We start from the raw sequence: 24,141 nt of genomic DNA on the forward strand, positions 1-24,141 counted from the left end.
CCCATGAAGACCGATATTCATCCCGACTACCACACCATCAAGGTCGTCATGACCGACGGCACCGAATACATGACTCGTTCGACCTGGGGCAAGGAAGGCGATACGATGAACCTCGACATCGACCCGACCACTCATCCGGCCTGGACTGGCGGCCAGCAGACCCTGCTCGACCGCGGTGGCCGCCTGTCGAAGTTCAAGAAGCGTTTCGAAGGCTTCGGCCTCTAAGCCGCATTGGCGTTTCGCAGATCGAGAAACCCGCCTTCGTGGCGGGTTTTTTGTTGCGAAAATACGGCCCTACTCGCCGAGCAACTCGCGCAGGGCCATCCGCTTGTAGGCTGCAACCAGCCTGTCGCCCTCTTTCCGCCCGACCGAGATCGCCAGCCGCATTGTGGCCTCGCCCATCTGCCAGATGAGAAACGCCGTCGTTTCGAGCGCTTCTGGATCGGCGGATGGCCGCAGCCGCTTCAGCACCGCAGTGAGGAATTCGGCCTTGGCCCGGCTGTCGGCGAGCTCAAGTTCGCGCAACGCCTTGTCGGCCTGCGTGCCCGACCAGATGTCGCGCATCACCGGCTCAGCCAGGAACATTCCGTAGTAGATATCCACCAGTTCCGAAAATGCCCGGCGCAGGCCTTCGGCGTCATTGACCTCGGCTAGCGCTGCCGCAATGCAGGCCTGGCTTTCGGCGGTGTAGCGTTCGGCCAGCGCCCAGATGATCGCCCTCTTGTCGGGGAAGAACTGGTAGAGCGAGCCGATCGACACGCCGGCCCTCTCGGCCACCTCGCCCATGCGCATGGCGTCGCTGCCTTGTTCGGCGATCAGCACCGAGGCGGCAGCCAGCATGCGCTCGACCCGCTCACGGCTGCGCTGCTGGCTCGGCGCCCGGCGCGGCGATGCGATCTGGCCGTCCTGTGAATCCGATACGGCAGAGCCTTCCATCACTGTCTCCAGACGAACAATCAACAAATTGGCTTGACTCGCAAAATACGAGGGTTTATCACGTTTTGCAAATGTGAGGATTACTCACATTTTCAAACTGAGGAAAATCGACATGAACCCTACTATAACGAAACCAACTTTGATCCTCGGCGGCACCGGCAAGACCGGCCGTCGCCTCGCCGAGCGGCTGACGGCGCGGGGCCTGCCGGTACGGATAGGCTCGCGCTCGGGCACGCCACCCTTCGACTGGGAAAACAAAGCCACTTGGGAACCCGCGCTTGATGGTGTCGGCGCCGTCTACATCAGCTACTATCCTGATCTTGCGGTGCCCGGCGCGGCCGACGCGGTCGGCGCCTTCTCTCGTCTTGCTGTGGAGTGTGGTGTGCGCCGGCTGGTGCTGCTGTCGGGGCGCGGCGAAACGGAAGCGCAACGTGCCGAAGAGATGCTGAAAGCCACATGCGCCGATTGGACGATCCTGCGCTGCGCCTGGTTTTCCCAGAACTTCAGTGAAGGCTTCCTCGTCGAATCTTTGGTGGAGGGCGAGGTGGCGTTGCCGGTCGGCAATGTCGGTGAGCCATTCGTCGATGCCGACGATATCGCGGAGGCCGCCTTTGCCGTACTAACCCGGCAGGGCCATATCGGCCAGCTCTACGAGTTGGCCGGGCCGCGGCTGCTGAGCTTCGCCGACGCGGTCGCCGAGATCGGCAGGGCCGCCGGCCGCGACATTCGTTTCAAGCGGATTTCAAACGCCGAGTTCACCGCCGCCATCGCCGAGCATGAGTTGCCGGCCGAGTTCGCGTGGCTGCTCAACGAGCTGTTCACCGAAGTCCTCGACGGCCGCAACGAGTCGCTGACCGACGGCGTCGAGCGCGTGCTCGGCCGCGCCCCAAAGGACTTTTCCGCCTACGCAACCGAAACCGCCTCAACCGGCATCTGGAGCAACTGACATGATCATGAAACTGCTTCCCACCCTCACCTTCGTCGCTGCCATTGGCTCAGGCGTTGTCGGCGGCGTTTTCTTCGCCTTCTCCAACTTTATCATGCCGGCGCTCGCCCGCTTGCCTGCCGGAGGCGGCATCGCCGCCATGAATTCGATCAACATCACCGTGATTACGCCGGCATTCATGACCGCACTTTTCGGCACCGGGCTGGTCTGTCTTGTCCTCGCCGCCGGCGCTCTTATCGGCTGGAGCCAACCGGGTTCGTTCTGGCTTCTCGCCGGCGCCCTGATCTATGTCGTCGGCACTCCGATCGTGACGATGGTGTTCAACGTGCCGCTCAACAACGCCCTGGCTGCGGTCGATCCGGCAAGCGCCAACGGCGCCGCCGTGTGGGCCACCTATCTCAGGGACTGGGTGATGTGGAACCATGTCCGCACCATCACCGCCATCGTGGCGCTGGGCTGCTTCATCTTCGCGTGGCGGTGAATGCAGGACGGAAGCGTAAAAGGCCTTCAGGCAGGATCTTTTGACTTATCGCCCTTGCGGTCGGCATGGCCGAGATCGCGATCCGGATCGATGACATCGCGAACCAGTTGCTTGAGCTTTGCGGCGTCGGGAAAACCGCCATCACGCTTGCGGTCCCAGACCAGCGTGTCATTGCAGGAAATGGTGAAGATGCCGCCGGTGCCGGGCACCAGCGTCACCTCGCCGAGATCGGTGCCGAAGGTGGACAGCAGTTCCTGCGCCATCCAGCCGGCCCGGAGCAGCCACTGGCACTGGGTGCAATAGGTGATGCGGACGGTGGGCGCCTGTTCGCTCATGTCTCGGTCTCATCTGCGCGGACTGTGGTTACGGCAAATCGATCGTGTATCGGGTCGTTGCCAAGAGCTATGGATATTGCGATCCAGATCGGCCAGACCATAACTAAGACCAACGCAGCGTATGCACCGACAATCTCCAGCTGGGAGAAGTCCTGCGCGACCCCAGGAGCGCTGCCCCAAGCCTGAAAAGCGTACCACCCTCCTGTGGCCATTATAGGCAAAGCGCCGAGAAATTTCATTCCCTGCCGCCGAACAGCCTTTCGTACGGGTAGTCCGATTCTATTTTTGTCATCCTGGTCATGCACTATGAGCGCCGCGAACCGCTTGCCGATTGGCTGGCCAGAGGTCAACTCCATGACAAGGAGATAAGACGCGAGAACGACCAGTTCGAGGAAACCCAAATCCAATGCTGCCGGTCGGAAATTGCCCTGCGAATCCAAATCAAATGAGACGGAGGGATTTCCTTCAGACTGTGAGCCCGAAGCCGTTCCCAGGGCCCATTCGGCGACCGTCAAACCGAACAGCGACGTTCTGCATACCTGCCAATCGTAACGGGCAAGTGATGGATCACTTGCTCCGTTTAACGAAGCCGCCTGACATATTCTCCAGTTCAACCAAAAGCTGCCTTTGACTCCGCCGTCAGTCAGCAGAAACAAACCCGCTACCAGTGCGTAAAGAGGTATCAGGACGATAAGATAGTCGATGATCGAAGCGAACAGCCGGCGCCATATGTCACCCCGGCGAGGCCAGGACATCGCGTCAGCAAAACGAGCCTCGTCAGTGTCAGTCATCCGTCCCCCATCAGTAACTGACAGCTCTAGAAGAAAGATACGTGATCGGTGCGCGGCGTTCTGAACTTACGCCGCGCTGAGCTTTGCCAAGGTCTCCTCGTCGACCTCGAAATTGGCGTAGACGCTTTGCACGTCGTCGTCGTCCTCGAGCGTCGCAACCAGCTTCATCAGCGATTGTGCCCGCTCCTCGTCGACCGCGATATTGGTCTGCGGCTTCCAGATCGGCTTCACCGATTCAGCCTCGCCGAGCGCGCCTTCCAGCGCCTTCGACACTTCGCCAAGATTCTCGAAAGCGCAGTAGATCGTGTGGCCTTCCTCGTCCGACTGGACGTCGTCGGCACCGGCTTCGATCGCCGCGTCCATCACCTTCTCGGCGCTGCCGGCCGATGCCGGATAGTAGATCTCGCCGACGCGGTCCCACATGAACGATACCGAGCCGGTCTCGCCCATCGCCCCGCCCGCCTTGGTGAAGGCAGCGCGCACATTCGACGCCGAGCGGTTGCGGTTGTCGGTCAGCGCCTCGACGATCAGCGCGACGCCGCCTGGCCCGTAACCCTCGTAGCGCACGGCTTCGTAGGTCTCGGCATCGCCCATCGACGCCTTGTTGATGGCGCGCTGGATATTGTCCTTCGGCATCGACACCGCCTTGGCGTTCTGCACCGCAAGGCGCAGGCGCGGGTTCATCGATGGATCGGGCGTGCCGCTCTTGGCGGCGACGGTGATTTCGCGCGCCAGCTTGGAAAACATCTTCGACCGCACCGCATCCTGGCGGCCCTTGCGGTGCATGATGTTCTTGAACTGTGAATGGCCAGCCATGGCACCCCTATCATCTTCTCGGCTAGAGCATCTGCCGCCTGGTGAACCACCCGGCATCTTGCAAAATGCTCGAATTCAAAATTTCAGAACGTCCTGCTGCGTCCCTGACGGACGGACGGCGCTCGCTGTCGGAATGGCCGGCTTATAGATAAATCGGCTCAATTCGTCCAGCCGCGCCATTGCTGCCGGTACGCAAGGGTTTCAAGATCCGAAAATCGGCAGGCTTCGGCAAACCTTTCATCCCTCAAGATCGGATTTCAGCCGGTCGAGGATGCTGATCGCGTGCGTGGCATATTGACTGATCCAGCGGTCGTGGATGTGCTTGATCGGCAGCGCGTTGAGATGGTTCCAGCGTTCGCGCCCCTCGCGCCGCGCCACGACCAGGTCGGCCTCCTCCAGCACCTTCAGGTGCAGCATGACCGTGCAGCGGTCCATGTCGGGGAAGGCATCGCACAACATGCCGGTGGTCTGCGGCGCATCCTTCAGCCGGTCCAGCAACGCGCGCCGGCGCGGATGCGCCAGCGCCTTGAAAACATTGTCGTCTCGCGATTGGCTTGACATGTTATATTTCTATAACATATCCTTGAGCCATTCAAGGAAGGAGCTGTGGATATGTCTCTTGGATTCAGGGTTTCTGGCCGCATCGGCAAACCCGTCGCCGAAGTCTTCGATGCGGTCGTCAATCCGAAGAAACTCAGCGGCTACTTCACCACGATCGGCGGCGCCAGCGCACTGCTGGAGGCGGGCGCCACCGTCATCTGGTGGGGCAAGGTTCCGGTCGAGGTCGACGAGGTGAAGAAAGACAGCCGCATCGTGCTGCGCTGGGATGCCACCGACGCCGACGGCAAGCCGACCTACAAGACCCGCATCGAAATGAATTTCGAACCGCTCGACGATGGCGGCACCTTTGTCACCATCGCCGAAACCGGCTGGCACGAGGACGCGGTCGGCCTGAAGAAGTCCTACCTCAATTGCGAGGGCTGGTCGCAGATGCTGGCCTGCATGAAGGCCTATGTCGAATACGGCATCAATCTGCGCGACGGCTATTACCGCAGCGAGATGAAGGGCGAGCCGGCTAACGAGAACAACATCTGAGAGCAAATGGAGTAAGAATGACCGCGAAGATCACCGGCGGCATCAACATCGCGATGAAGGTCCCGCCGCATCAATACCAGGCGACGATCGCCTTCTATCGCGACGTCATCGGCCTGAAGCCATTCACGGCCAAGCCGCCGGCCGCCGGCTTCGAACTCGGTCCCAATCGGCTGTGGATCGACGAGGCGCCGATGATGAGCCAGGCCGAGATCTGGCTGGAACTGTTCACCGATGATTTTCCGGCCGCTGCGGAGCATCTCGCCAAGGCCGGTGTCGTGCGCTGCGACGCCATCGAGGCACTGGGTGAAGGCTTTCGCGGCGGCTGGATCACCAACCCGGCCGACATCATTCACCTGGTGCGCGAACCCGATGCCTGGTGAACAGGCGACGCCGTGGAAAGGAGGACGAAATGGAAATCCGCGAAACACCGACCGCCGAAGCCGGCATGCTGATAAGGAGGCCGGTCGCCGACGTATTCGAAGCCTTCGTCGATCCGGCGATCACGACGAAGTTCTGGTTCACCCATGGCAGCGACAGGTTGGACAGCGGCAAGGAAATCAGTTGGGAATGGCGCATGTATGGCGTCTCGACGACGGTCAATGTCAGTGAGATCGTCGATAACAAGAAGATCGTCATGCAATGGAGCGATCCGCCGACCACCGTAGTGTGGACTTTCGCCGAGATGCCGGGCGGCACGACCTTTGTCGAGGTCCGCAATTTCGGCTTTGTCGGCAGCCCCGATGAGCAGGTCAAGCAGGCGATCGGCTCGACCGGCGGTTTTGCGCTGGTGCTCGCCGGCGCCAAGGCGTGGCTGGAGCAAGGCGTGATGCTCGGCCTGATCGGCGACCGCCATCCGAAGGGTGTGCCGGGGAATTAGGTCAGCCGCGGTGGGCCATCCTCAGTGCCCGCCGCCTTTTGCCTTCTTCCGCCGCCGCGCCAGCATGTTGAGCCCTTCGACCAGTGCCGAAAAGCCCATGGCGGCGTAGATGTAGCCTTTCGGCACGTGGTAACCCATGCCGTCGGCGATCAGCGTCATGCCGATCATCAGCAGGAAGCCGAGGGCCAGCATGACGATGCTGGGGTTCCTGGCGATAAAGTCGGACAGCGGCCCGGCCGCCAGCATCATCACGCTCACCGCCACGATCACCGCGATGTACATGATCGCGATTTCGTCGGTCATGCCGACGGCGGTGATGATCGAGTCGATCGAGAAGACGAGGTCGAGCAGCAATATCTGGAAAATCGCGCCGGCCAGCGAAAGCTGCAGCGTCTCGCCCATCATGGTGTCCTGGTGATCATCGAGATCGACCGTGTGGTGGATTTCCTTGGTCGCCTTCCAGACGAGAAACAGGCCGCCGGCGATCAGGATCAGGTCGCGCCATGAAAAGCCGTGGCCGAAGGCGGTGAATATCGGCGTCGTCAGTTGGACGATGATCGAGATGGTGGCCAGCAGGATCAGCCGCATCACCAGCGCGGCGGATATGCCGAGCCGCCGGGCGCGGCGCCGCTGCGCTACCGGCAATTTGTTGGTCAGGATCGAGATGAAGATCAGATTGTCGATGCCGAGCACGACCTCCAGCACGATCAGCGTCAGCAGCGCGACCCATGCCGTCGGGTCGGAGACAAAGGCGAATTGCGGCGCCAGGAATTCGACTAGCTGCATGGAGGTCGTCCCCTCTACGATCTAGAGCAGTTTCGCCGGCAATTGGGTATTGCAAGCGTCCATATCAATGTCACGACCAGAAGGATGGAGCCGTTTCCTCCAGCCGCGGGCCGCGGCGAAACGGCGCGATCCGTTCGGTCAGGCCGCTACGGTCGGAAATGTCGACGCCGACGCCGCACAATGTCGCCGGTCCGGTCGACGCCTCGAAGCGGCCTTTCGGCACCTTGGACAAGAACCGGTTGAGCGGCTCCTCCTTGTCCATGCCGAGCGAGGAATCGTAATCGCCGCACATGCCGGCATCGGAAATATAACCGGTGCCGCCATTGAGGATCTGGTGATCGCCGGTCGGCTGATGCGTGTGGGTGCCGACAACAAGGCTGGCACGGCCGTCGACGAAGTGGGCGAAACACATTTTTTCCGAGGTCGCCTCGGCATGGAAATCGATGACGATCGCATCGGCCTGCTCGCCAAGCGGACAAGCGGCAAGTTCGCGCTCGCCGGCCTGGAACGGATCGTCGAGCTCGGGATGCATGAACACCCGGCCCATGATGTTGGCGACCAGCACGCGCGCGCCGTTCCTGGCGATGTAGACGCCGGACCCGCGCCCCGGCGTGCCTTTCGGGAAGTTGGACGGACGCAGGAAGCGCTCCTCGCGCGGCGCGAAAATCAGCGCATCGCGCTGGTCCCAGACATGGTTGCCGGTGGTGACGACATCGGCGCCGGCCGAGATCGTCTCGCGAAAAATCTCCTCGGTGATGCCGAAGCCGCCGGCGGCGTTCTCGCCATTGACGATGACGAAGTCGAGCTTGAAATCCGAGATCAGGCCAGGCAGTTGTTCCCACACCGCCGTACGTCCTGTCTTGCCGACCATGTCGCCGAGGAAGAGAAGTCTCATATAAGCGTGATCCCGAACCGAAGGTCAGCGAAGCAAAAAGCTGCATGACTTTCGGAAAAGACCATGCGTCCAGGAACTTATCTACAATTTCGGCGCGAAGCGACGCAACCCGCTCTCGGTGAGTATTTCCGGAATGATCACGTCATGCGGCTCGTCAGGCACCACGGCCACCTCCTGGCAGTCGAAGGCAATGCCGATCAGCCGCGGCTGCTGCCCCTTGTCGGCCAGCCGCGCGATCGCCCGGTCGTAATAGCCGGCGCCGTAGCCGATGCGGTGGCCGCGCGCATCGAAGGCGGCAAGCGGCACCAGCATCAGCTGGGGATCGAGCACCTCGGCTTCCTCGTGTGGCCCGACGGTGCCGAAGCCCATGTCGACCATCGGCGCGCCGCGCACCAGTTCGCGAAAGACGATGATGGTTTTGTCGAGAATGGCCGGCAGGCAGAGCCTTGCCCCCTTTTCGCGCAAGGCAAACATCAGCGGCCGGATGTCGACTTCCGAGCGCATCGGCCAGAAGCCTGAGACGATCTGGCCCGGCGCGACGGTGATCCGGTCGCGCGCCGTCTCGGCCATTTCGAGTGCTGCCTCCACCCGCCAGAAAGGATCGAGCGCGTCGCGGCGCCCGAGGGCTTGGTTGCGGAGATTTTTTTTCAGGTCTTTTGGGGATGTCATGCGCCGACGTTAGAAAAGGTCAGATTTGGATGGAGTTTTACGAGCGACGTTTTGGAGGAGCGGGGCGAACTTTTTCGTTCGTGAGAGCACCGCACAAAGCGGCGCGACGACAAGATCCGCCAGACATGGCCTTTTCGACAGGTGACGATCCACACAACCGGTGGAGAGAGCGATCCCGGGAACCTACAAAGTAGGTGGGCGCCGTATGAGAAAACCCACGGGTCTTCCCAGGGACAGCTCCCTAGGGATCATTAAGGCCCCGGGGAAAATGTTCTCCTGCCGGGAAGCGCAGACCGTCTCCGCCAATATAGGCAGACGGCAGACCAAGCGCCAGAGAGACGGCATGTTTCGAGTCTTAAATCGACGCAGAACCGCTCGACGAGGGTCGCGCCGGCAAGATCCCCGCTTTGCCAGCAGCGCCTTGCACAGCGAAGGCCGCGTCCTTAGGGTCGCGCGATGAACCCGGGAGCAAAAATGCGTTTCGAAGGCACGGCAGCCTATGTTGCCGACAAGGATCTGATGGTGGCGGTCAACGCGGCGATCGCGCTGGAGCGGCCGTTGCTGGTCAAGGGCGAGCCCGGTACCGGCAAGACCGAACTTGCCCGCCAGATGGCGGCGGCGCTCGGCCTGGATCTGATCGAATGGCACGTCAAGTCGACCACGCGGGCGCAGCAGGGCCTCTATGAATATGATGCCGTCTCGCGGCTGCGCGACAGCCAGCTCGGCGACGAGCGCTTCAACGACATCCGCAATTACATCAAGCGCGGCAAGCTGTGGGACGCCTTTGCTGCCGGCAAGAAAGTCGTGCTTCTGATCGACGAGATCGACAAGGCCGATATCGAGTTCCCCAACGATCTGTTGCAGGAACTGGATCGGATGGAGTTCTTCGTCTACGAGACCGGCGAGACCATTCGCGCCACCGTCCGGCCGATCGTCATCATCACCTCCAACAACGAAAAAGAGCTGCCGGACGCCTTCCTGCGCCGCTGCTTCTTCCACTACATCCGCTTTCCCGACGTCGAGACGCTGCACAAAATCGTCGACGTGCACTATCCCGGCATCAAGAAGAACCTGGTGCGCGCCGCACTCACGCAATTCTATGAAATCCGTGACGTGCCGGGCCTCAAGAAGAAGCCGTCGACCTCCGAGGCACTCGACTGGATCCGCCTGCTGGTCGCCGACGACATCGCGCCCGAGGACCTGCGCGCCGACCCGAAGAACGCGCTGCCGAAACTGCACGGCGCCTTGCTGAAGAACGAACAGGACGTGCATCTGTTCGAGCGCCTGGCCTTCATGGCGAGACGCAGGGGTGAGGGGCCGGTCGGCCGGAAGCCCACGAAGTCACCGGACAGCGCTTTCCCGGTGCTGGACCGTTGCCTCTAGCCGGGCACGGAGGCAGCTTCAGGTTGCCGACTTCAGAGGGAAACGAAATGACCGAGATCACCGTCCGCCCATTGGCGCAATCTGACCATACCAATTGGCGGCGTCTGTGGACCGCCTATCTCACCTTTTACGAAACCAAGCTGCCGGAAGCGGTTTATGCCGTCACCTGGAAGCGGCTGTTCACGGCGGGCGAGTTCGAGCCAAAGGGTTTCATCGCCACCCTCGACGGCAAGGCCGTCGGCCTGACGCACTATCTCTACCACCGCTCCTGCTGGTCGCAGATAAACAACTGTTATCTGCAGGACCTGTTCGCCGACCCCGATGTGCGCGGCAAGGGCGTCGGCGCCGCCCTGATCGAAGCGGTCAAACAGGAAGCCGGCAAGATCGGTGTCAAGAACGTCTACTGGATGACCCACGAGACCAACACCACCGCACGCAAGCTCTACGACCACGTGGCGCGCAGGACCGGCTTCATCGAGTACGATCTGCTGTAGACGGTGAGATGTTCATCCCCTTCTTCCTCGAACTGAAGGCAGCGCGGGTTCCGGTCTCGCTCCGCGAATATCTGTCGCTGCTGGAGGGGCTGGAAGCCGGGCTGGTCGACTATGATGTCGAGGGCTTTTACTATCTCGCCCGCGCCGCTCTGGTGAAGGACGAGCGCCACATCGACCGCTTCGACCAGGTCTTTTCGCACATCTTCAAAGGTGTCGAGGCGCAGGCTGGCAAAAACCCGGTCGATGTCGCAAACATCCCGGAGGAATGGCTGCGGAGGCTCGCCGAAAAGCACCTGACCGATGAGGAGAAGAAGCTGATCGAGGCGCTGGGCGGCTTCGAAAAGCTGATGGAGACGCTGAAGAAGCGGCTGGAGGAGCAGAAGGGCCGACATCAGGGTGGTTCGAAATGGATCGGCACCGGCGGCACCTCGCCCTTCGGCGCCTATGGCTACAATCCCGAAGGCGTGCGCATCGGCCAGCACGAGAGCCGCAACCGCCGCGCGGTAAAAATCTGGGACAGGCGCGAGTTCAGGAATTTCGACGATGCCGTCGAACTCGGCACCCGCAACATCAAGGTCGCGCTGAAGCGCTTGCGCCGCTGGATGCGCGAAGGCGCCGAAGAGGAGTTCGACCTGCCCGGCACCATCCACGCCACCGCCGAGCACGGTTATCTTGACGTTAAGACACAACCCGAACGTCGCAATGCCGTGAAGCTGCTGATGTTCTTCGATGTCGGCGGCTCGATGGACGACCATGTCAGGAGCGTCGAGGAGCTGTTTTCGGCCGCCCGCGCCGAGTTCCGCCAGCTCGAATATTTCTATTTCCACAACTGCCTCTACGAAGGCGTGTGGAAGGACAATCGCCGCCGCCATGCCGAGGTGATTCCGACCTTCGATCTCCTCCATAAATATGGCCCCGACTACAAGGTGATCGTCGTCGGCGACGCCTCGATGAGCCCCTATGAGATCGCCCAACCCGGCGGCTCGGTCGAGCATTGGAACAAGGAGGCCGGTGCCGTCTGGCTCGGCAGGCTGCTGCAGCAATGGCCGAACGCCATTTGGCTCAATCCGGAAGACGCGAAGAACTGGGGCTATACCCATTCGATTGCCATGATCCGCGATATCTTTGGCGGCCGCATGTTTCCGCTGACGCTCGCCGGCCTCGAAGCCGCGACGAAGCAACTTTCAAGGAAGCACTGAATGGATCCACGCAAAACAGGACGGTCGACCTGTTTCCTTTGCCTGCAATGCGGTGTCCAGTTCGCGGCGACAGCGACGCCGCCGCGACATTGCCCGATCTGCGAGGACGAGCGGCAATATGTGCGCTGGGAGGGCCAGGCCTGGACCACGCCGGAAGAGCTCGCCGCCGGCCATCGGCTCGTGATCAAGGATGATGCCGGCGTGCTCGCCTTCGGCATCGAGCCGCGCTTCGCTATCGGCCAGCGCGCATTGCTGGCGCAAACGCCGCACGGCAATGTGTTGTGGGACTGCATCTCGATGGTCAGCGACGAGGCGGTGGCGGAGATCAACCGCCGGGGCGGCCTGGCCGCCATCGCCATTTCGCACTGCCATTATTATTCGGCAATGGTCGAATGGAGCGCGGCGTTTGGCGGCGTGCCGATTTATCTGCACGCCGATGATCGTCAGTGGATCATGCGGCCGCATCCGGCAATCATCAGTTGGGAGGGCGAGATGCGCGCCATAAACCCGTCGCTGACGCTCATCCGCTGCGGCGGCCACTTTGCCGGTGGCCAGGTGCTGCACTGGAAGCGCGATGCCGGCAATGCCATCCTGGCCGGCGACATCCTGCAGGTGACGCCGACCCGCCGTCATGTCAGCTTCATGTACAGCTATCCGAACTATATCCCGCTCAACGCGACGAAGGTGCACGGCATCAAGGCCGCGCTGGAGCCTTTCGCGTTCGACCATATCTACGGCGCATGGTGGAACCAGAACGTCATCGGAGATGCAAAGGCGGCATTTTCAGCATCGGTTGCGCGCTATCTCGCGGCCATCGCCTGAGGAATTCTTTGCAACGGGATAGGAAATACGGGCAAACGCCGTAACAAATGCCTATTTCAGGCGAAGTTGGGAAGGCAACCCAAATAGCGAGATAAGCTAAGAGGAAAAAATGGACAGCCACACCTACCCCGTTACCCGCACCGATGCCGAATGGCGCGCCCGGCTGACGCCCGAGCAATATGCGGTGATGCGCAACCACGGCACCGAGCGGCCGGGAAGCTGCGCCCTGCTGCACGAGAAGCGCGCCGGCACCTTCTCCTGCGTCGGCTGCGACCAGCCCTTGTTTGAATCCAAGCTGAAATTCGAGAGCGGCACCGGTTGGCCGAGCTTCAACGACCCAGTGCCGGGTTCGCTCGAGACCACCGTCGACCGCAGCTATGGCATGGTCCGCACCGAGTGCCATTGCGCCCGCTGCGGCAGCCATCTCGGCCATGTCTTCGACGACGGCCCGCCGCCGACCGGTCTGCGCTATTGCATCAACGGCGTGGCGCTCAAATTCGATCCGGCCGCCTGATCGTCAGGCCACAACCACCAGGATCAGCCACAACGTGGCGCCAAGCGTCATCAGCGAGGCCATGACGCCACTCGATTTTCCGGCAGTTCGCCAAACGGCAAAGGTCAGGAAGATATTGTAGGGCACCGGCGCGAAATGCACCGCCAGGACTAGCGCAAGCGGCAGCTTCAGCCCGAGCAGAATGAGTGCCGCCACCGACGACGCGACGTTGATCGCTGTGCCGACAACGACCAGGTCGCGCCAGAACAGCCGATCGAGCGGCACGCCGCCGAACCAGCGTGAGCGGAAGAAGGCGGCAACGCGCGACATGATCGTCATCGATCGACCGGCTCCCTCGCTCTGCTCACCAGAGCGATTCTAAGGATTGCGTCTGGAAACCCTGCTTTATTCCCGACCCAGAACTTCGGCAATCGCGCGCTCGAAACGCGAGGCTTCCGTCACCAGCCAGTCGGTCATCGCCGGCCAATTGTCTTCGGCAAGACAATTCACCCGCCACATCGAATTGATGCCGAGGCCGTCGCAACTTTGTTCTGGCCTGAGCTTCAGCCTGTCTTCGATGGCCGGCTGGAACGGCTTCAACGGCGACCAGGCTTGCGTGGCACCGAACTTCTCGTTGCGGCCGAAGAAGACGCCGACATGATTCTGCGCAGGCGCGACGTACATGGAAAGGACCAATGCGAAATCGGGCAGCCCACGCTGCCAGAACCACGGTCCGCGCCTCGCCAGCAGAGCCCTTTCATCCGGATGCCGTTCCGCGAACAGCGTCCAGAAGCTGCGTTGGCGGAATTCAGAGGCGCGGCGGGCGCCAAAATCGAATTCGCTCATGGCTGGAATCCATGGTCAGAACCGCTTCTCCCGCGATCGTCTCCGGCGCCGAGGCCGGCCTTTACACCATGCCGAGCGCAGCCTTGTACAGATCGAGGATGGATTCCTCTTCCTGCCGCTCGGCCTGGTCCTTCTTGCGCAGCCGGATAATCGACCGCATCGCCTTGGTGTCGAAGCCGGTGCCCTTGGCCTCTGCGAACACTTCCTTGATGTCGTCGGCAATCGTCTTTTTCTCTTCCTCGAGCCGCTCGATGCGTTCGATGAAGGCGCGCAGCTGGCCGGCGGCAACAGTCTGGCTGGTCTCGATGATGTCGTCGGCCATAGTCTTCTCTCCGCGTCGTTTTCTCACCGCGACTCGGGGTGACCCGAGCGGCGAATTGCAGCGGTTCGATGCCCGACCGGGCGCGGCGGGTCAAGGTGCTATCGATGCGGCATGAAGGGTTGCTGCCAGGCGCCGACAAGGCTGTCTGATGCCGGCCTATTTCACCCGAACGCGATCAGCAGATCCTTGGCATCGATCTGGTCGCCGGCCTTGACCAGCACCTCGGCTATGGTGCCGTCGCGTTCGGCATGCAGCGCCGTTTCCATCTTCATCGCTTCGATCGACAGCAGCACGTCACCCGCCTTCACCGGCTGGCCGGCAGCCACCGAAAGCGCCGAGACGACGCCAGGCATCGGCGCGCCGACATGCGCCTCATTGCCCGGCTCCGCCTTGCGCCGTGCCTTGGCGGCGGAGGCGCCATGCGCCCGGTCCGGCACCTTCACCCGGCGCGGCTGCCCGTTGAGCTCGAAGAACACGGTGACCATGCCCTTTTCGTCGACATCGCCCATGGCAAGGCAGCGCACCACCAGCGTCTTGCCTTTTTCGATGTCGACGAAAATCTCGTCTTCCGGCTTCATGCCGTAGAAATAGGTCGGCGTCGGCAGCACGCTGACCGGCCCGTAGGTCTCCTGCGCGGCGGCAAAATCGGAAAACACCTTCGGATACATCAGCCACGACGCGAACTCGAACTCACTGAGCTTGCGCTCGAGCTTTTCCTCGACCTCCGTGCGACTGGCCTTGAGGTCCGCCGGTTTGAGCAGCGAACCCGGCCGCACCGTGATCGGCTTTTCGCCCTTCAGCACCTTCTTCTGCAATGGCTTTGGCCAGCCGCCCGGCGACTGGCCGAGATCGCCGCGCAACATCGACACCACCGAATCCGGGAAGGCGATGTCCCTCGCCGGATTCTCGACGTCGGCGACGGTCAGGTCCTGGCTCACCATCATCAGCGCCATGTCGCCGACGACCTTGGACGACGGCGTCACCTTGACGATGTCGCCGAACATCAGATTGACGTCGTGATAGGTCTGCGCCACTTCGTGCCAGCGTGTCTCCAGCCCGAGCGAGCGCGCCTGTTCCTTGAGGTTGGTGAACTGACCGCCCGGCATTTCGTGCAAATAGACCTCCGATGCCGGCCCCTTCAGGTCGCTTTCGAAGGCTGAATACTGGTTGCGCACCGCCTCCCAGTAGAACGAGATGTTCCTGATCCACTGCGGGTCGAGGCCTGGATCGCGCTCGGTGCCCTTCAGCGCCTCCACGATCGAACCGAGGCACGGCTGCGAGGTGTTGCCGGACAGCGAATCCATCGCCGCGTCGATGGCGTCGACGCCGCTCTCCACCGCCGCCAGCACGGTTGCCGCCGACAGGCCGGATGTGTCGTGGGTGTGGAAGTGGATCGGCAGGTCCGTCGCCTCGCGCAGTGCCTTGAACAGCACGCGGGCAGCGCTCGGCTTTAGAAGCCCAGCCATGTCCTTGACAGCGATGATATGGGCGCCTGCCGCCTGCAATTCCCTGGCCAGGCCGACATAGTATTTCAGATCGTATTTGGCCCGCGCCGGATCGAGTATGTCGCCGGTATAACAGATCGCCGCTTCGATCAGTCTGCCCTCGGCGCCGACCGCATCCATGGCCACGCGCATGTTCTCGACCCAGTTCAGGCAGTCGAAGACCCGGAACAGGTCGATGCCGCCGGCAGCGGCCTGGCGGACGAAATGCTGGACGACATTGTCGGGATAGTTGGTATAGCCAACGCCGTTGGCACCGCGCAGGAGCATCTGCAGCACAAGGTTGGGTGCTGCCTCGCGCACCAGCGACAGCCGCTCCCATGGGTCTTCGGTGAGAAAGCGCATGGCGACGTCGAATGTGGCGCCGCCCCAGCATTCGAGCGACAAAAGCTGTGGCAGCGCGCGCGCATAAGTGCCGGCAATGCCGGCGATGTCATAGGTGCGTACCCTTGTGGCGAGCAGCGACTGATGCCCGTCGCGCATTGTCGTGTCGGTGACCAGCACCTCTCTTTGCTCGCGCATCCACGCGGCGAATTTCTCCGGCCCGAGCACGTCGAGCTTCTGCTTGCTGCCTTGAGGCACATTGCCGTTGAGATATGGCACCACCGGTGGCGCCGCATCGGCCTTTGGCTGCGGCCGGCCGCGCGTCTCGGGATGACCATTGACCGAAACGTCGGCAAGGTAGTTGAGCAGCTTGGTCGCGCGGTCCTGCCGCTTCACACTGGCGAACAGTTCCGGCGTCGTGTCGATGAACTTGGTGGTGTAGGAATTGTCGGCGAAGCTCGAGTGATTGATGATCGCCTCGAGGAACGTGAGGTTGGTCGCCACGCCGCGGATGCGGAATTCCCGCAGCGCCCGGTTCATGCGGGCGATGGTCTCGGCCGGCGTCGGCGCCCAAGCCGTTACCTTTTCCAGCAGCGGATCGTAGAAACGGGTGATGACCGCGCCCGAATAGGCGGTGCCGCCATCAAGGCGGATACCGAAGCCGGTGGCACCGCGATAGGCGGTGATGCGGCCATAGTCGGGGATGAAATTGTGCTCGGGATCTTCCGTGGTGATGCGGCACTGCAATGCATGGCCGTTGAGCCTGATGTCCTTCTGCGCCGGCACGCCCGAATCCGCCGTGCCGATGGCAAAGCCGTCGAGGATGTGGATCTGCGCCTTGACGATGTCGATGCCGGTCACCTGTTCGGTGACGGTGTGCTCGACCTGAATGCGCGGATTGACCTCGATGAAATAGAATTTTTCGGTATCGGCATCCTGCAGGAACTCGACTGTGCCGGCGCCGATATAGCTGGTCTCGCGCGCGATCCTCAGCGCGTAGCCGCAAAGCTCCTCGCGCTGTGACATTTCGAGGTAGGGCGCCGGCGCCCGCTCGACCACTTTCTGGTTGCGGCGCTGGATCGAACAATCGCGCTCGAACAGGTGCACGGCGTTGCCATGTGTGTCGCCCAGCACCTGCACCTCGACATGGCGCGCACGCTCGATCAGCTTTTCGAGATAGACCTCGTCCTTGCCGAAAGCCGCCTTCGCCTCACGCTTGCCTTCCATCACCTCGCGCGCGAGATCGGCCTCGGAGCGGATGGCGCGCATGCCGCGGCCGCCGCCGCCCCAGGACGCCTTGAGCATCACCGGGTAGCCGATCGTCTTGGCGAGTTCCTTTACCGCCGCCATGTCGTCCGGCAAGGGATCGGTAGCGGGAATTACCGGCACACCGACTTCGATTGCGAGATTGCGGGCGGCGACCTTGTTGCCCAGCCTGCGCATCGTATCCGGCTTTGGCCCGATGAAGATGATGCCGGCCTTGGCGCAGGCTTCGGCGAATTCCGGGCTTTCCGACAGCAGGCCGTACCCTGGATGTATGGCATCGGCGCCCGACAGCCTGGCGACGCGGATAACCTCCTCGATCGACAGATAGCTTTCGATCGGCCCCATATCCCTGGCCAAATGCGGCCCGCGCCCGACCTGGTAGCTTTCGTCGGCCTTAAAGCGATGCAGGGAGTATTTGTCCTCCTCTGCCCAGATCGCCACGGTTTTGAGGCCGAGCTCGTTTGCCGCGCGGAAGACGCGGATGGCTATTTCGGAGCGGTTGGCGACAAGGATCTTCGAGATTGCCAAGGACAGGGCTCCGGACGCGGGGAAGGGAACTGCCGGACATGATTAGCGCGAAAATGCTGCAGTGCAAACAAAATCGAAAAGAGGATTAAACCGATTTAATTTGATCTATCGCGCTGACACATTGCGTGTCGATCCGAAGAACGCCTGGGCAGTTCCGATCCAGGCTTTCAGGAACTCTCATGAAAAATGCCCGGCGCGAGGCGCCGGGCATTCTCATGTAGCAACGTCCGGTTATTTGCCGGGTGCGTTCTCGACATAGGTGTACTTGCCGTCGTCACCCTTCTTCCAGGTGTACATCACGTAATCCGGACGGGTGATGTCGCCTTTCGCATCATAGCCGATCTCGCCGATCGCGGTCTTCCAGGGGCCGGCCGACTTGATGGTTTCGGCTACCTTCTGAGCGTCATCGGCTGAACCGGTCTTGGTGATGGCCGCCGCGATGATTTCCATCGCCGCGTAGGAGTAGAGGGTATAGGCCTCGGGCTCGAAGCCGGCCGCACGGAACTTCTCGACGAGTTCCTTGGCGTTCGGATTCTTGCGCGGATCCGGAGCGAACGTCATCAGCGTGCCCTCGACGGCGTCGCCGGCGATGGAGGCCAATTCGTTCGACACGATGCCGTCGCCGGACATGAAGGTTGCCTTGAGGCCCTGGTCAGCGAGCTGGCGAATGATCAGGCCGGCTTCGGTGTGCAGGCCGCCATAGTATACGACCGAGACGCCCGCGTCCTTCATCTTGGCGATGAGGGCCGAGAAATCCTTGTCGCCGACATTGATGCCTTCATACATGGCCTCAGTCACGCCGTTGGCTGCGAGCGCCTTCTTGGTTTCGTCGGCGAGGCCCTGGCCATAAGGCGTCTTGTCATGGATGACAGCGATCTTGGCATCCTTGAAGTTCGCGGCGAGATAGTCGCCAGCGACCTTGCCCTGCTGATCGTCGCGTCCGCAGGTGCGGAAGGTGTTCCACATGCCACGTTCCGTCAACTTCGGATTGGTCGCGGCCGGCGTGATCTCAAGGATGCCGTTCTCGGCGTAGACTTCCGACGCCGGGATCGAGACGCCGGAGTTGAAGTGGCCATCGACATACTTGACGCCGTCGGCGACGAACTTGTTGGCGACCGAGATGCCTTGCTTGGGATCGGAGACGTCGTCGCCGACTTCAAGCTTGAGCTGCTGGCCAAGAACGCCGCCGGCCGCATTGATATCGGCGACTGCCTGTTCGGCACCCTTCTGAAGCTGGGCGCCGAACGCTGCGTTCGGACCGGTGATCGGACCGGCAACGCCGATCAGGATGTCAGCCCACGCGTTGCCGCTGAACGCGACAAGCGCGGTCAGGGCGACGGCGGACAAAAGTGACTTTTTCATTGAAACGCTCCCATTTACCGAGTGGGCGTGGATGTTGCTTTCATGCGATGCCCACTCTTGCTCGCAGAAAGAGTACTTTGCCGATTTTCAGGCACTTGTCACGCCGATTCATCCCTGAAACGCCGTTAATGATAAATGTCAACCTTTTGGTTTCCAGCTCAAAAGAGAGGCTCTTTCGTAAAGCCAATTATACTGCGTTACCATCTGGTTGGTGCGCGTGTATTGGTAGCCGATGAAGCCCAAGATCATCAGCACAATGGTATCGACGATGTAGTAATGCAGCGAGAACATCGTTCCGCCGAACAGCGCGTGATGAATGAACCTTATGCCGATGCCGAGCCCCAGCATGAAGGCGAACAACTGGGCGAAGCTGCGCCACGTCTGCGCACACGCCTTGCCCGTCATCCACGCCGCCCAGCCGCCGAGCAGGCAGGTGACGAAGAAGAACTGCCAGATCGAGGGTTCCTCATAGAGAATGCCCTGCATGATTGATGCCTCCTGAAACTCAGTGATGGCCGCCTTCGAGATAGGCGGCGCGCACTTCCGGATTGGCGAGCAACTCCTTGCCGGTGCCGCTCATCGTCACATTGCCGTTGACCATGACATAGCCGCGCGTGGCGAGTTTCAGCGCGCCGAAGGCGTTCTGCTCGACCAGGAACACGGTCAGGCCTTGAGTCCGGTTCAGCTCGCGGATTGCGTCGAATATCTGCTTGACGATCAGCGGCGCCAGGCCGAGCGACGGCTCGTCGAGCAAAAGCAGCTTCGGCCGTGCCATCAGCGCGCGCCCGATCGACAGCATCTGCTGCTCGCCGCCGGACAGCGTGCCGCCACGCTGGGCAATGCGTTCCTTCAGGCGTGGAAACAGCGTGAACACCTTCTCGACGTCCTCGTCATAATGCTCAAGGTTGTCGAGGCTGGCGCCCATTTGCAGGTTTTCCATCACCGTCATGCGCGGGAAAATGCGGCGCCCTTCCGGCGACTGGGCGATGCGCATGCGCGCGATCTCGTGGGTCGGCAGTTGGGTGATGTCGGTACCGGCGAATGTGATGGTACCCGCGCGGGCGCGGGGAGCACCGAAGATGGTCATCATCAGCGTCGACTTGCCGGCGCCGTTGGCACCGATCAGCGCTACGATCTCACCTTGCCTGACGGTGACGTCGACACCGTTCAGCGCCCTGATGTTGCCGTAGTAGGTCTGAACGCCCTTGATATCGAGCAGCGTTGTGCCGGCCATCACTTGCGCCCTCCGCGCCGATTGGAGACGCGCGGCGTCTTCGGCTTCACCGGAGCCTTGGTGGCCGGCTTTGCTGCAGAGGATTTCGCGGCAGAAGATTTCGCCGTCGGTTTGGCTTTGGCCTGCGCTGCCGCCTTGCTTGCTGCGGCACTCGACCTCGCATCGAACTGCCCGGCTTTCGAGGCACCTTTCGACACGGTGACGCGCTCGCCCTCGCTGTGGCCGACCGTGTCGGCAACCGGTCCGGCGAGATAGGAAGACGATGTGCCTGGGCCGTGGGCGGCATCCGGGCCCGTATCCAATTGCTCGATGACATCTTCGTCGCCGACTTCGGTGAGCACCGTCTCGACCTCCTCGTCGTCGACGCCAAGATAGGCGGCGATGACGCGCGGGTCGGTTCGCACCGATTGCGGGTTGCCGTCCGAGATTTTGCGCCCGTATTCGAGCACCACGACGTGATCGGAAATCTGCATCACCACCGCCATGTCGTGCTCGATCAAAAGGATCGACGTGCCGGTGTTGTCCTTGATGTCCATCAGCAGCGCATTGAGCCCCGCCGATTCTTTCGGATTGAGACCAGCGGCCGGCTCGTCGAGGCACAGAAGCTCAGGCCCGGTGCACATGGCGCGAGCGATTTCGAGCCGCCGCTGCGCGCCATAGGGCAGATCGCCGGCCGGATCGTCGGCGCGGTCGACAAGATCGGCCTTCTCCAGCCAGTGCTCGGCCAGTTCAACCGATTCCGCCGAGGCCTGTCTGTAGCCGCTAAAGCCGAACAGGCCGAGAATGGTGTAACCGGAGGCCTTCATCAGCTTGTTGTGCTGGGCGACGAGAAGGTTCTCCAGCAGCGTCATGCCCGAGAACAGGCGGATGTTCTGAAAGGTGCGCGCCACCTTGGCGCGCGCCGGGATCTCATGGTTGGGCAAGCGTTCGAGCAGGAACGTCGAGCCGTCGCGCCGGTTGAGCGTGATCATGCCTTCCGACGGTTTGTAGAAACCGGTGATGCAATTGAACACGGTGGTCTTGCCGGCGCCGTTGGGACCGATCAGCGCGGTGATCTCGCCGCGCTTGGCCTGGAAGGAAAGGTCGCCGATGGCGACGAGACCGCCGAACTTCATCGACAGATGCTCGACCTGCAGGATGGCATTGTTCATGGAGGGGCTCGCGTTCATCAGCCGTGTCCCTCCTTGGTGAAGGACCCGGACACCGCCCTGCGCACCTTGAGGAAAGCTGTCGGCTCGCGGCTGCCGACGAAGCCGCGCGGCTTCCACAGCATGACGATGACCATCGCCATGCCGAACAGCAGCATGCGATACAGTTCCGGCGTGAAGCCGGACCCGAAACCGGGTATGACCGTAGTGTTGCCCCACCTGAGGCCGGTCTTGAGGAAATCCAGTTCGCGCAGGACTTCGGTGCCGCCGATCATCACCATGGCGGCGACGGCAATGCCGACCAGCGAGCCCATGCCGCCAAGCACGACGATGGCGAGGATGATCGCCGATTCCAGGAAGACGAAGGATTCCGGGCTGACGAAGCCTTGCCGCGCGGCAAAGAACGAGCCGGCGAAGCCGCCGAACATCGCGCCCGTGGCAAAGGCGGTGAGCTTGGTGGTGGTGGTGTTGATGCCGAGCGAACGGCAGGCGATCTCGTCCTCGCGCAGCGCTTCCCAGGCACGGCCGACCGGCATCCGCCTGAGCCTCACGGTGACGAAGGCCGTCAGCAGGCAGAGCCCGAGGATCAAATAGTAGAGGAATATCTTGTAGTAGGCACCCGATTGGGCGATGCCGAGCACCTTCGAGATGTAGTTCGGATCGGAGACGTTGAACGACATCAGGCCGAAGAAAGAGACCTTCGGGATGCCGGAAATCCCGGCCGAGCCGTTGGTCACCTCGCGCCAGTTGATGATCACCAGCCTTATGATTTCGCCGAAGGCGAGCGTCACGATCGCCAGATAGTCACCGCGCAAGCGCAGCACCGGGAAGCCTAGCATCACCCCCCAAAACGCAGCCATTAGGCCGGCGGCGGGCAGCAGGATCCAGAAGGAGAGGCCAAAATGCGTGCCGAGCAGCGCATAGGCGTAGGCACCGACGGCGTAGAAGGCGACATAGCCGAGATCGAGCAGGCCGGCCAAGCCGATAACGATATTCAGCCCCCAGGCCAGCATCACGTAGATCAGGATCTGGATGCCGTAATTGTCGACATATTTCAGCGAGCCCTGGAAACCGGCGGCCATCGACCCGGCATATAGCGCTAGCACCAACACCACCACGATCGGGTAGAGCGCCAGTGCAGTTATGCCCAATGCCGAGAAATGAGCATGAATGAAGGCCCGGAAATGATAAATCAGCCAGGCCAGCGCATAGATGATTGCAAGCGCCCGCACGAACCGCACGAAATCGGAAAGTTCCGGCCCTAAGGCCTCGGTCAGAAAGCCGCTGAGTGCGAGCAGAATAACGGCGACGGCGAGCGCCACGATGAACGCGGGAAAGCGGAAGAATCGCGAAGCCAGGCTGACCGGCAGCAGGCCGGTGGCGACGTCGACGATCTTCTGGTTCGCCAGGAAGGGTTGGCCATAGGCGACGTAAAGGAAGCGTCCGGCCATGGTGGCGATCACGACGCCGGCGAGCAAGCCCCAGCGCTGCACCAGGATCAGTTCGTTGGAGATGTTCTGGTCGGTCTTCAGGCCGATGAACAGCACGAACAGGCCAAGCGAAATGGCGCCGGCATAGAGCGCTTCGCGAAAGGCGCGCTGGACCGGGGTGGCGACGACGGTGCTTTCCGGAGACACGGTAACCGCCATGATCTCAGACCTTTTCGACTTCTGGCCGGCCGAGAATGCCGGAAGGGAGGAAGATCAGTACGATCGCCAGGATCGAGAACGCCGCGACATCCTTGTAGTCGATCGAGAAATAAGCCGACCACATGCTCTCGATGAAGCCGATCATCAGCCCGCCGAGCACGGCGCCGGGCAGTGAGCCGATGCCGCCGAGCACCGCGGCAGTAAATGCCTTCACACCGGGCGTAAAGCCGTCGGAAAACACCACCACACCGTAGTACATCAGGAACAACGTGCCGGCGACGGCGGCAAGGGCGGCGCCCATGATGAAGGTGATCGAGATGGTGCGGTCGACGTCGATGCCAAGCAGTGCGGCCATCTTGCGGTCCTGCTCGCAGGCGCGCTGCGCCCGGCCGAGCGAGGTCTTGTTGACCAGGTACCAGAACAGCGCCAGCAGGACTATGGTGACCAGGACGATGATGATCTGCTTCAGCGAGACGCTGATGCCTTCGATGTTGTAGACCTTGGACACCATTGGCGGGACCGGCTTGTTGCGCGGCCCTTGGGTCACCTGGACGAAATTGGACAGCGCAATCGACATGCCAATCGCGGTGATCAGCGGCGCCAGCCGGAATGAACCGCGCAAAGGCCGGTAGGCCACCTTCTCGATCGTCCAATTATACAGGCTGGTCAGCAGCATTGCGACGATCATCATGATCAGCAGCGCAACGACGATCGGCAGCGAATAGAACAACGCACCGAGGATAAGGAAAACGATGAGCGCGGTGAAAGCGCCGATCATGAAAATGTCGCCATGGGCGAAATTGATCATGCCGATGATGCCGTAGACCATCGTATAGCCGATCGCGATCAGCCCATAGATCGATCCCAGCGTCAGCCCATTGATAAGCTGCTGGACAAAATACTGCATGCTGTCGTGGCTCCCCTGGAATGTCGCCCATGCAG

27 protein-coding genes, 1 other RNA gene and 2 pseudogenes are annotated in these 24,141 nt (G+C 61.7%); 11 read left to right on the forward strand and 19 right to left on the reverse strand.

Annotated features, from left to right (window positions below; genetic code table 11):
* The first annotated feature begins 3 nt into the window (after positions 1-3).
* The gene (gene rpmE / locus NKJ28_RS04550) at positions 4-225 is read left to right on the forward strand and encodes a 50S ribosomal protein L31 (RefSeq protein WP_006327661.1); all 222 of its coding nucleotides are present in this window, start codon (positions 4-6) and stop codon (positions 223-225) included.
* A gap of 69 nt (positions 226-294) precedes the next feature.
* Here rpmE and NKJ28_RS04555 read toward each other — a convergent pair whose 3' ends face one another.
* On the reverse strand, positions 295-936 hold the full coding sequence (locus NKJ28_RS04555; RefSeq protein WP_352634235.1) for a TetR family transcriptional regulator: 642 nt from the start codon (positions 934-936) through the stop codon (positions 295-297).
* A 112-nt stretch (positions 937-1,048) separates the two neighbouring features.
* On the opposite strand from NKJ28_RS04555, the gene NKJ28_RS04560 reads away from it, so the two are divergent.
* Together NKJ28_RS04560 and NKJ28_RS04565 are read left to right on the forward strand one after the other, a co-directional pair.
* Entirely contained in the window at positions 1,049-1,882 is an 834-nt protein-coding gene (locus NKJ28_RS04560; protein ID WP_352634237.1) for a Rossmann-fold NAD(P)-binding domain-containing protein, read from the forward strand.
* A gap of 1 nt (position 1,883) precedes the next feature.
* Complete coding sequence (locus NKJ28_RS04565; protein ID WP_352634239.1) at positions 1,884-2,363, forward strand: anthrone oxygenase family protein; 480 nt, start codon at positions 1,884-1,886, stop codon at positions 2,361-2,363.
* Positions 2,364-2,389: 26 nt separating this feature from the next.
* Here NKJ28_RS04565 and NKJ28_RS04570 read toward each other — a convergent pair whose 3' ends face one another.
* The 4 genes from NKJ28_RS04570 to NKJ28_RS04585 form a co-directional block, all read right to left on the reverse strand.
* Positions 2,390-2,698: an Rdx family protein gene (locus NKJ28_RS04570; protein ID WP_352574687.1), complete on the reverse strand. Its 309-nt coding sequence runs from the start codon at positions 2,696-2,698 to the stop codon at positions 2,390-2,392.
* Positions 2,695-3,489: an RDD family protein gene (locus NKJ28_RS04575; protein ID WP_352574686.1), complete on the reverse strand. Its 795-nt coding sequence runs from the start codon at positions 3,487-3,489 to the stop codon at positions 2,695-2,697. Before NKJ28_RS04575 ends, NKJ28_RS04570 begins: the two co-directional genes overlap by 4 nt.
* A 66-nt stretch (positions 3,490-3,555) precedes the next feature.
* On the reverse strand, positions 3,556-4,305 hold the full coding sequence (locus tag NKJ28_RS04580) for a YebC/PmpR family DNA-binding transcriptional regulator (RefSeq protein ID WP_023678028.1): 750 nt from the start codon (positions 4,303-4,305) through the stop codon (positions 3,556-3,558).
* A gap of 237 nt (positions 4,306-4,542) precedes the next feature.
* On the reverse strand, positions 4,543-4,866 hold the full coding sequence (locus NKJ28_RS04585) for an ArsR/SmtB family transcription factor (protein WP_023678030.1): 324 nt from the start codon (positions 4,864-4,866) through the stop codon (positions 4,543-4,545).
* A 51-nt stretch (positions 4,867-4,917) separates the two neighbouring features.
* On the opposite strand from NKJ28_RS04585, the gene NKJ28_RS04590 reads away from it, so the two are divergent.
* From NKJ28_RS04590 to NKJ28_RS04600, 3 genes are read left to right on the forward strand one after another with little or no spacing between them, the layout of a single operon-like run.
* A complete protein-coding gene (locus NKJ28_RS04590; RefSeq protein WP_352450849.1) occupies positions 4,918-5,400 on the forward strand; it encodes an SRPBCC domain-containing protein in 483 nt (160 codons plus the stop codon).
* 17 nt (positions 5,401-5,417) lie between these two features.
* Entirely contained in the window at positions 5,418-5,780 is a 363-nt protein-coding gene (locus NKJ28_RS04595) for a VOC family protein (RefSeq protein WP_352634242.1), read from the forward strand.
* A gap of 29 nt (positions 5,781-5,809) precedes the next feature.
* On the forward strand, positions 5,810-6,277 hold the full coding sequence (locus NKJ28_RS04600) for an SRPBCC family protein (RefSeq protein WP_352618014.1): 468 nt from the start codon (positions 5,810-5,812) through the stop codon (positions 6,275-6,277).
* A 21-nt stretch (positions 6,278-6,298) separates the two neighbouring features.
* Here NKJ28_RS04600 and NKJ28_RS04605 read toward each other — a convergent pair whose 3' ends face one another.
* The 4 genes from NKJ28_RS04605 to ssrS form a co-directional block, all read right to left on the reverse strand.
* A complete protein-coding gene (locus tag NKJ28_RS04605; protein WP_352634244.1) occupies positions 6,299-7,063 on the reverse strand; it encodes a TerC family protein in 765 nt (254 codons plus the stop codon).
* Positions 7,064-7,133: 70 nt separating this feature from the next.
* Positions 7,134-7,958, reverse strand: a complete 825-nt coding sequence (locus NKJ28_RS04610) for a TIGR00282 family metallophosphoesterase (RefSeq protein WP_023678036.1) — start codon at positions 7,956-7,958, stop codon at positions 7,134-7,136.
* A gap of 81 nt (positions 7,959-8,039) precedes the next feature.
* Positions 8,040-8,627, reverse strand: a complete 588-nt coding sequence (locus tag NKJ28_RS04615) for a 5-formyltetrahydrofolate cyclo-ligase (RefSeq protein WP_352634246.1) — start codon at positions 8,625-8,627, stop codon at positions 8,040-8,042.
* A 142-nt stretch (positions 8,628-8,769) separates the two neighbouring features.
* A non-coding RNA gene (gene ssrS, locus NKJ28_RS04620) (6S RNA) lies at positions 8,770-8,925 on the reverse strand.
* Positions 8,926-9,101: 176 nt separating this feature from the next.
* Between ssrS and NKJ28_RS04625 the strand changes: the two are divergent.
* The 5 genes and pseudogenes from NKJ28_RS04625 to msrB all read left to right on the forward strand — a co-directional run.
* Positions 9,102-9,935 (forward strand): annotated as a pseudogene (locus NKJ28_RS04625) (AAA family ATPase); the annotation flags it as partial.
* A 122-nt stretch (positions 9,936-10,057) separates the two neighbouring features.
* Positions 10,058-10,504 carry a GNAT family N-acetyltransferase gene (locus NKJ28_RS04630; RefSeq protein ID WP_352634248.1) on the forward strand — a complete coding sequence of 149 codons (447 nt, stop codon included), beginning with the start codon at positions 10,058-10,060 and terminating at the stop codon, positions 10,502-10,504.
* An 8-nt stretch (positions 10,505-10,512) separates the two neighbouring features.
* A complete protein-coding gene (locus NKJ28_RS04635) occupies positions 10,513-11,703 on the forward strand; it encodes a vWA domain-containing protein (protein ID WP_352634250.1) in 1,191 nt (396 codons plus the stop codon).
* Positions 11,704-12,525, forward strand: coding sequence for an MBL fold metallo-hydrolase (locus tag NKJ28_RS04640; RefSeq protein WP_352590027.1), 822 nt, complete (start codon positions 11,704-11,706; stop codon positions 12,523-12,525). It begins immediately after the preceding gene.
* 109 nt (positions 12,526-12,634) lie between these two features.
* Positions 12,635-13,039, forward strand: a complete 405-nt coding sequence (msrB, locus tag NKJ28_RS04645) for a peptide-methionine (R)-S-oxide reductase MsrB (protein WP_352569565.1) — start codon at positions 12,635-12,637, stop codon at positions 13,037-13,039.
* Between the two features lie 3 nt (positions 13,040-13,042).
* Here msrB and NKJ28_RS04650 read toward each other — a convergent pair whose 3' ends face one another.
* The 10 genes and pseudogenes from NKJ28_RS04650 to NKJ28_RS04695 form a co-directional block, all read right to left on the reverse strand.
* Positions 13,043-13,357 carry a hypothetical protein gene (locus NKJ28_RS04650; protein ID WP_023678043.1) on the reverse strand — a complete coding sequence of 105 codons (315 nt, stop codon included), beginning with the start codon at positions 13,355-13,357 and terminating at the stop codon, positions 13,043-13,045.
* 66 nt (positions 13,358-13,423) lie between these two features.
* Positions 13,424-13,864, reverse strand: a complete 441-nt coding sequence (locus NKJ28_RS04655; protein ID WP_352634253.1) for a hypothetical protein — start codon at positions 13,862-13,864, stop codon at positions 13,424-13,426.
* Positions 13,865-13,925: 61 nt separating this feature from the next.
* On the reverse strand, positions 13,926-14,186 hold the full coding sequence (locus tag NKJ28_RS04660) for a DUF2312 domain-containing protein (protein WP_023678045.1): 261 nt from the start codon (positions 14,184-14,186) through the stop codon (positions 13,926-13,928).
* 161 nt (positions 14,187-14,347) lie between these two features.
* Positions 14,348-17,806: a pyruvate carboxylase gene (gene pyc / locus NKJ28_RS04665; protein ID WP_352634255.1), complete on the reverse strand. Its 3,459-nt coding sequence runs from the start codon at positions 17,804-17,806 to the stop codon at positions 14,348-14,350.
* A 231-nt stretch (positions 17,807-18,037) separates the two neighbouring features.
* Positions 18,038-19,168, reverse strand: coding sequence for a branched-chain amino acid ABC transporter substrate-binding protein (locus NKJ28_RS04670; RefSeq protein WP_023678047.1), 1,131 nt, complete (start codon positions 19,166-19,168; stop codon positions 18,038-18,040).
* A 138-nt stretch (positions 19,169-19,306) separates the two neighbouring features.
* Complete coding sequence (locus tag NKJ28_RS04675; protein WP_023678048.1) at positions 19,307-19,654, reverse strand: DUF6867 family protein; 348 nt, start codon at positions 19,652-19,654, stop codon at positions 19,307-19,309.
* A 19-nt stretch (positions 19,655-19,673) separates the two neighbouring features.
* The gene (locus NKJ28_RS04680) at positions 19,674-20,402 is read right to left on the reverse strand and encodes an ABC transporter ATP-binding protein (RefSeq protein ID WP_352455032.1); all 729 of its coding nucleotides are present in this window, start codon (positions 20,400-20,402) and stop codon (positions 19,674-19,676) included.
* An 8-nt stretch (positions 20,403-20,410) separates the two neighbouring features.
* Positions 20,411-21,571, reverse strand: a pseudogene (locus NKJ28_RS04685) (ABC transporter ATP-binding protein); the annotation flags it as partial.
* Positions 21,571-23,199 carry a high-affinity branched-chain amino acid ABC transporter permease LivM gene (gene livM, locus NKJ28_RS04690; protein ID WP_352574662.1) on the reverse strand — a complete coding sequence of 543 codons (1,629 nt, stop codon included), beginning with the start codon at positions 23,197-23,199 and terminating at the stop codon, positions 21,571-21,573. The gene livM and the pseudogene NKJ28_RS04685, both read right to left, overlap by 1 nt.
* Before the next feature lie 4 nt (positions 23,200-23,203).
* The gene (locus NKJ28_RS04695; protein ID WP_023678052.1) at positions 23,204-24,106 is read right to left on the reverse strand and encodes a branched-chain amino acid ABC transporter permease; all 903 of its coding nucleotides are present in this window, start codon (positions 24,104-24,106) and stop codon (positions 23,204-23,206) included.
* Between the last annotated feature and the right edge of the window lie 35 nt (positions 24,107-24,141).

The sequence above is a fragment of the Mesorhizobium sp. M0145 genome, from assembly GCF_040322355.1.
In the GTDB taxonomy this organism is placed as follows: Bacteria; Pseudomonadota; Alphaproteobacteria; order Rhizobiales; family Rhizobiaceae; genus Mesorhizobium.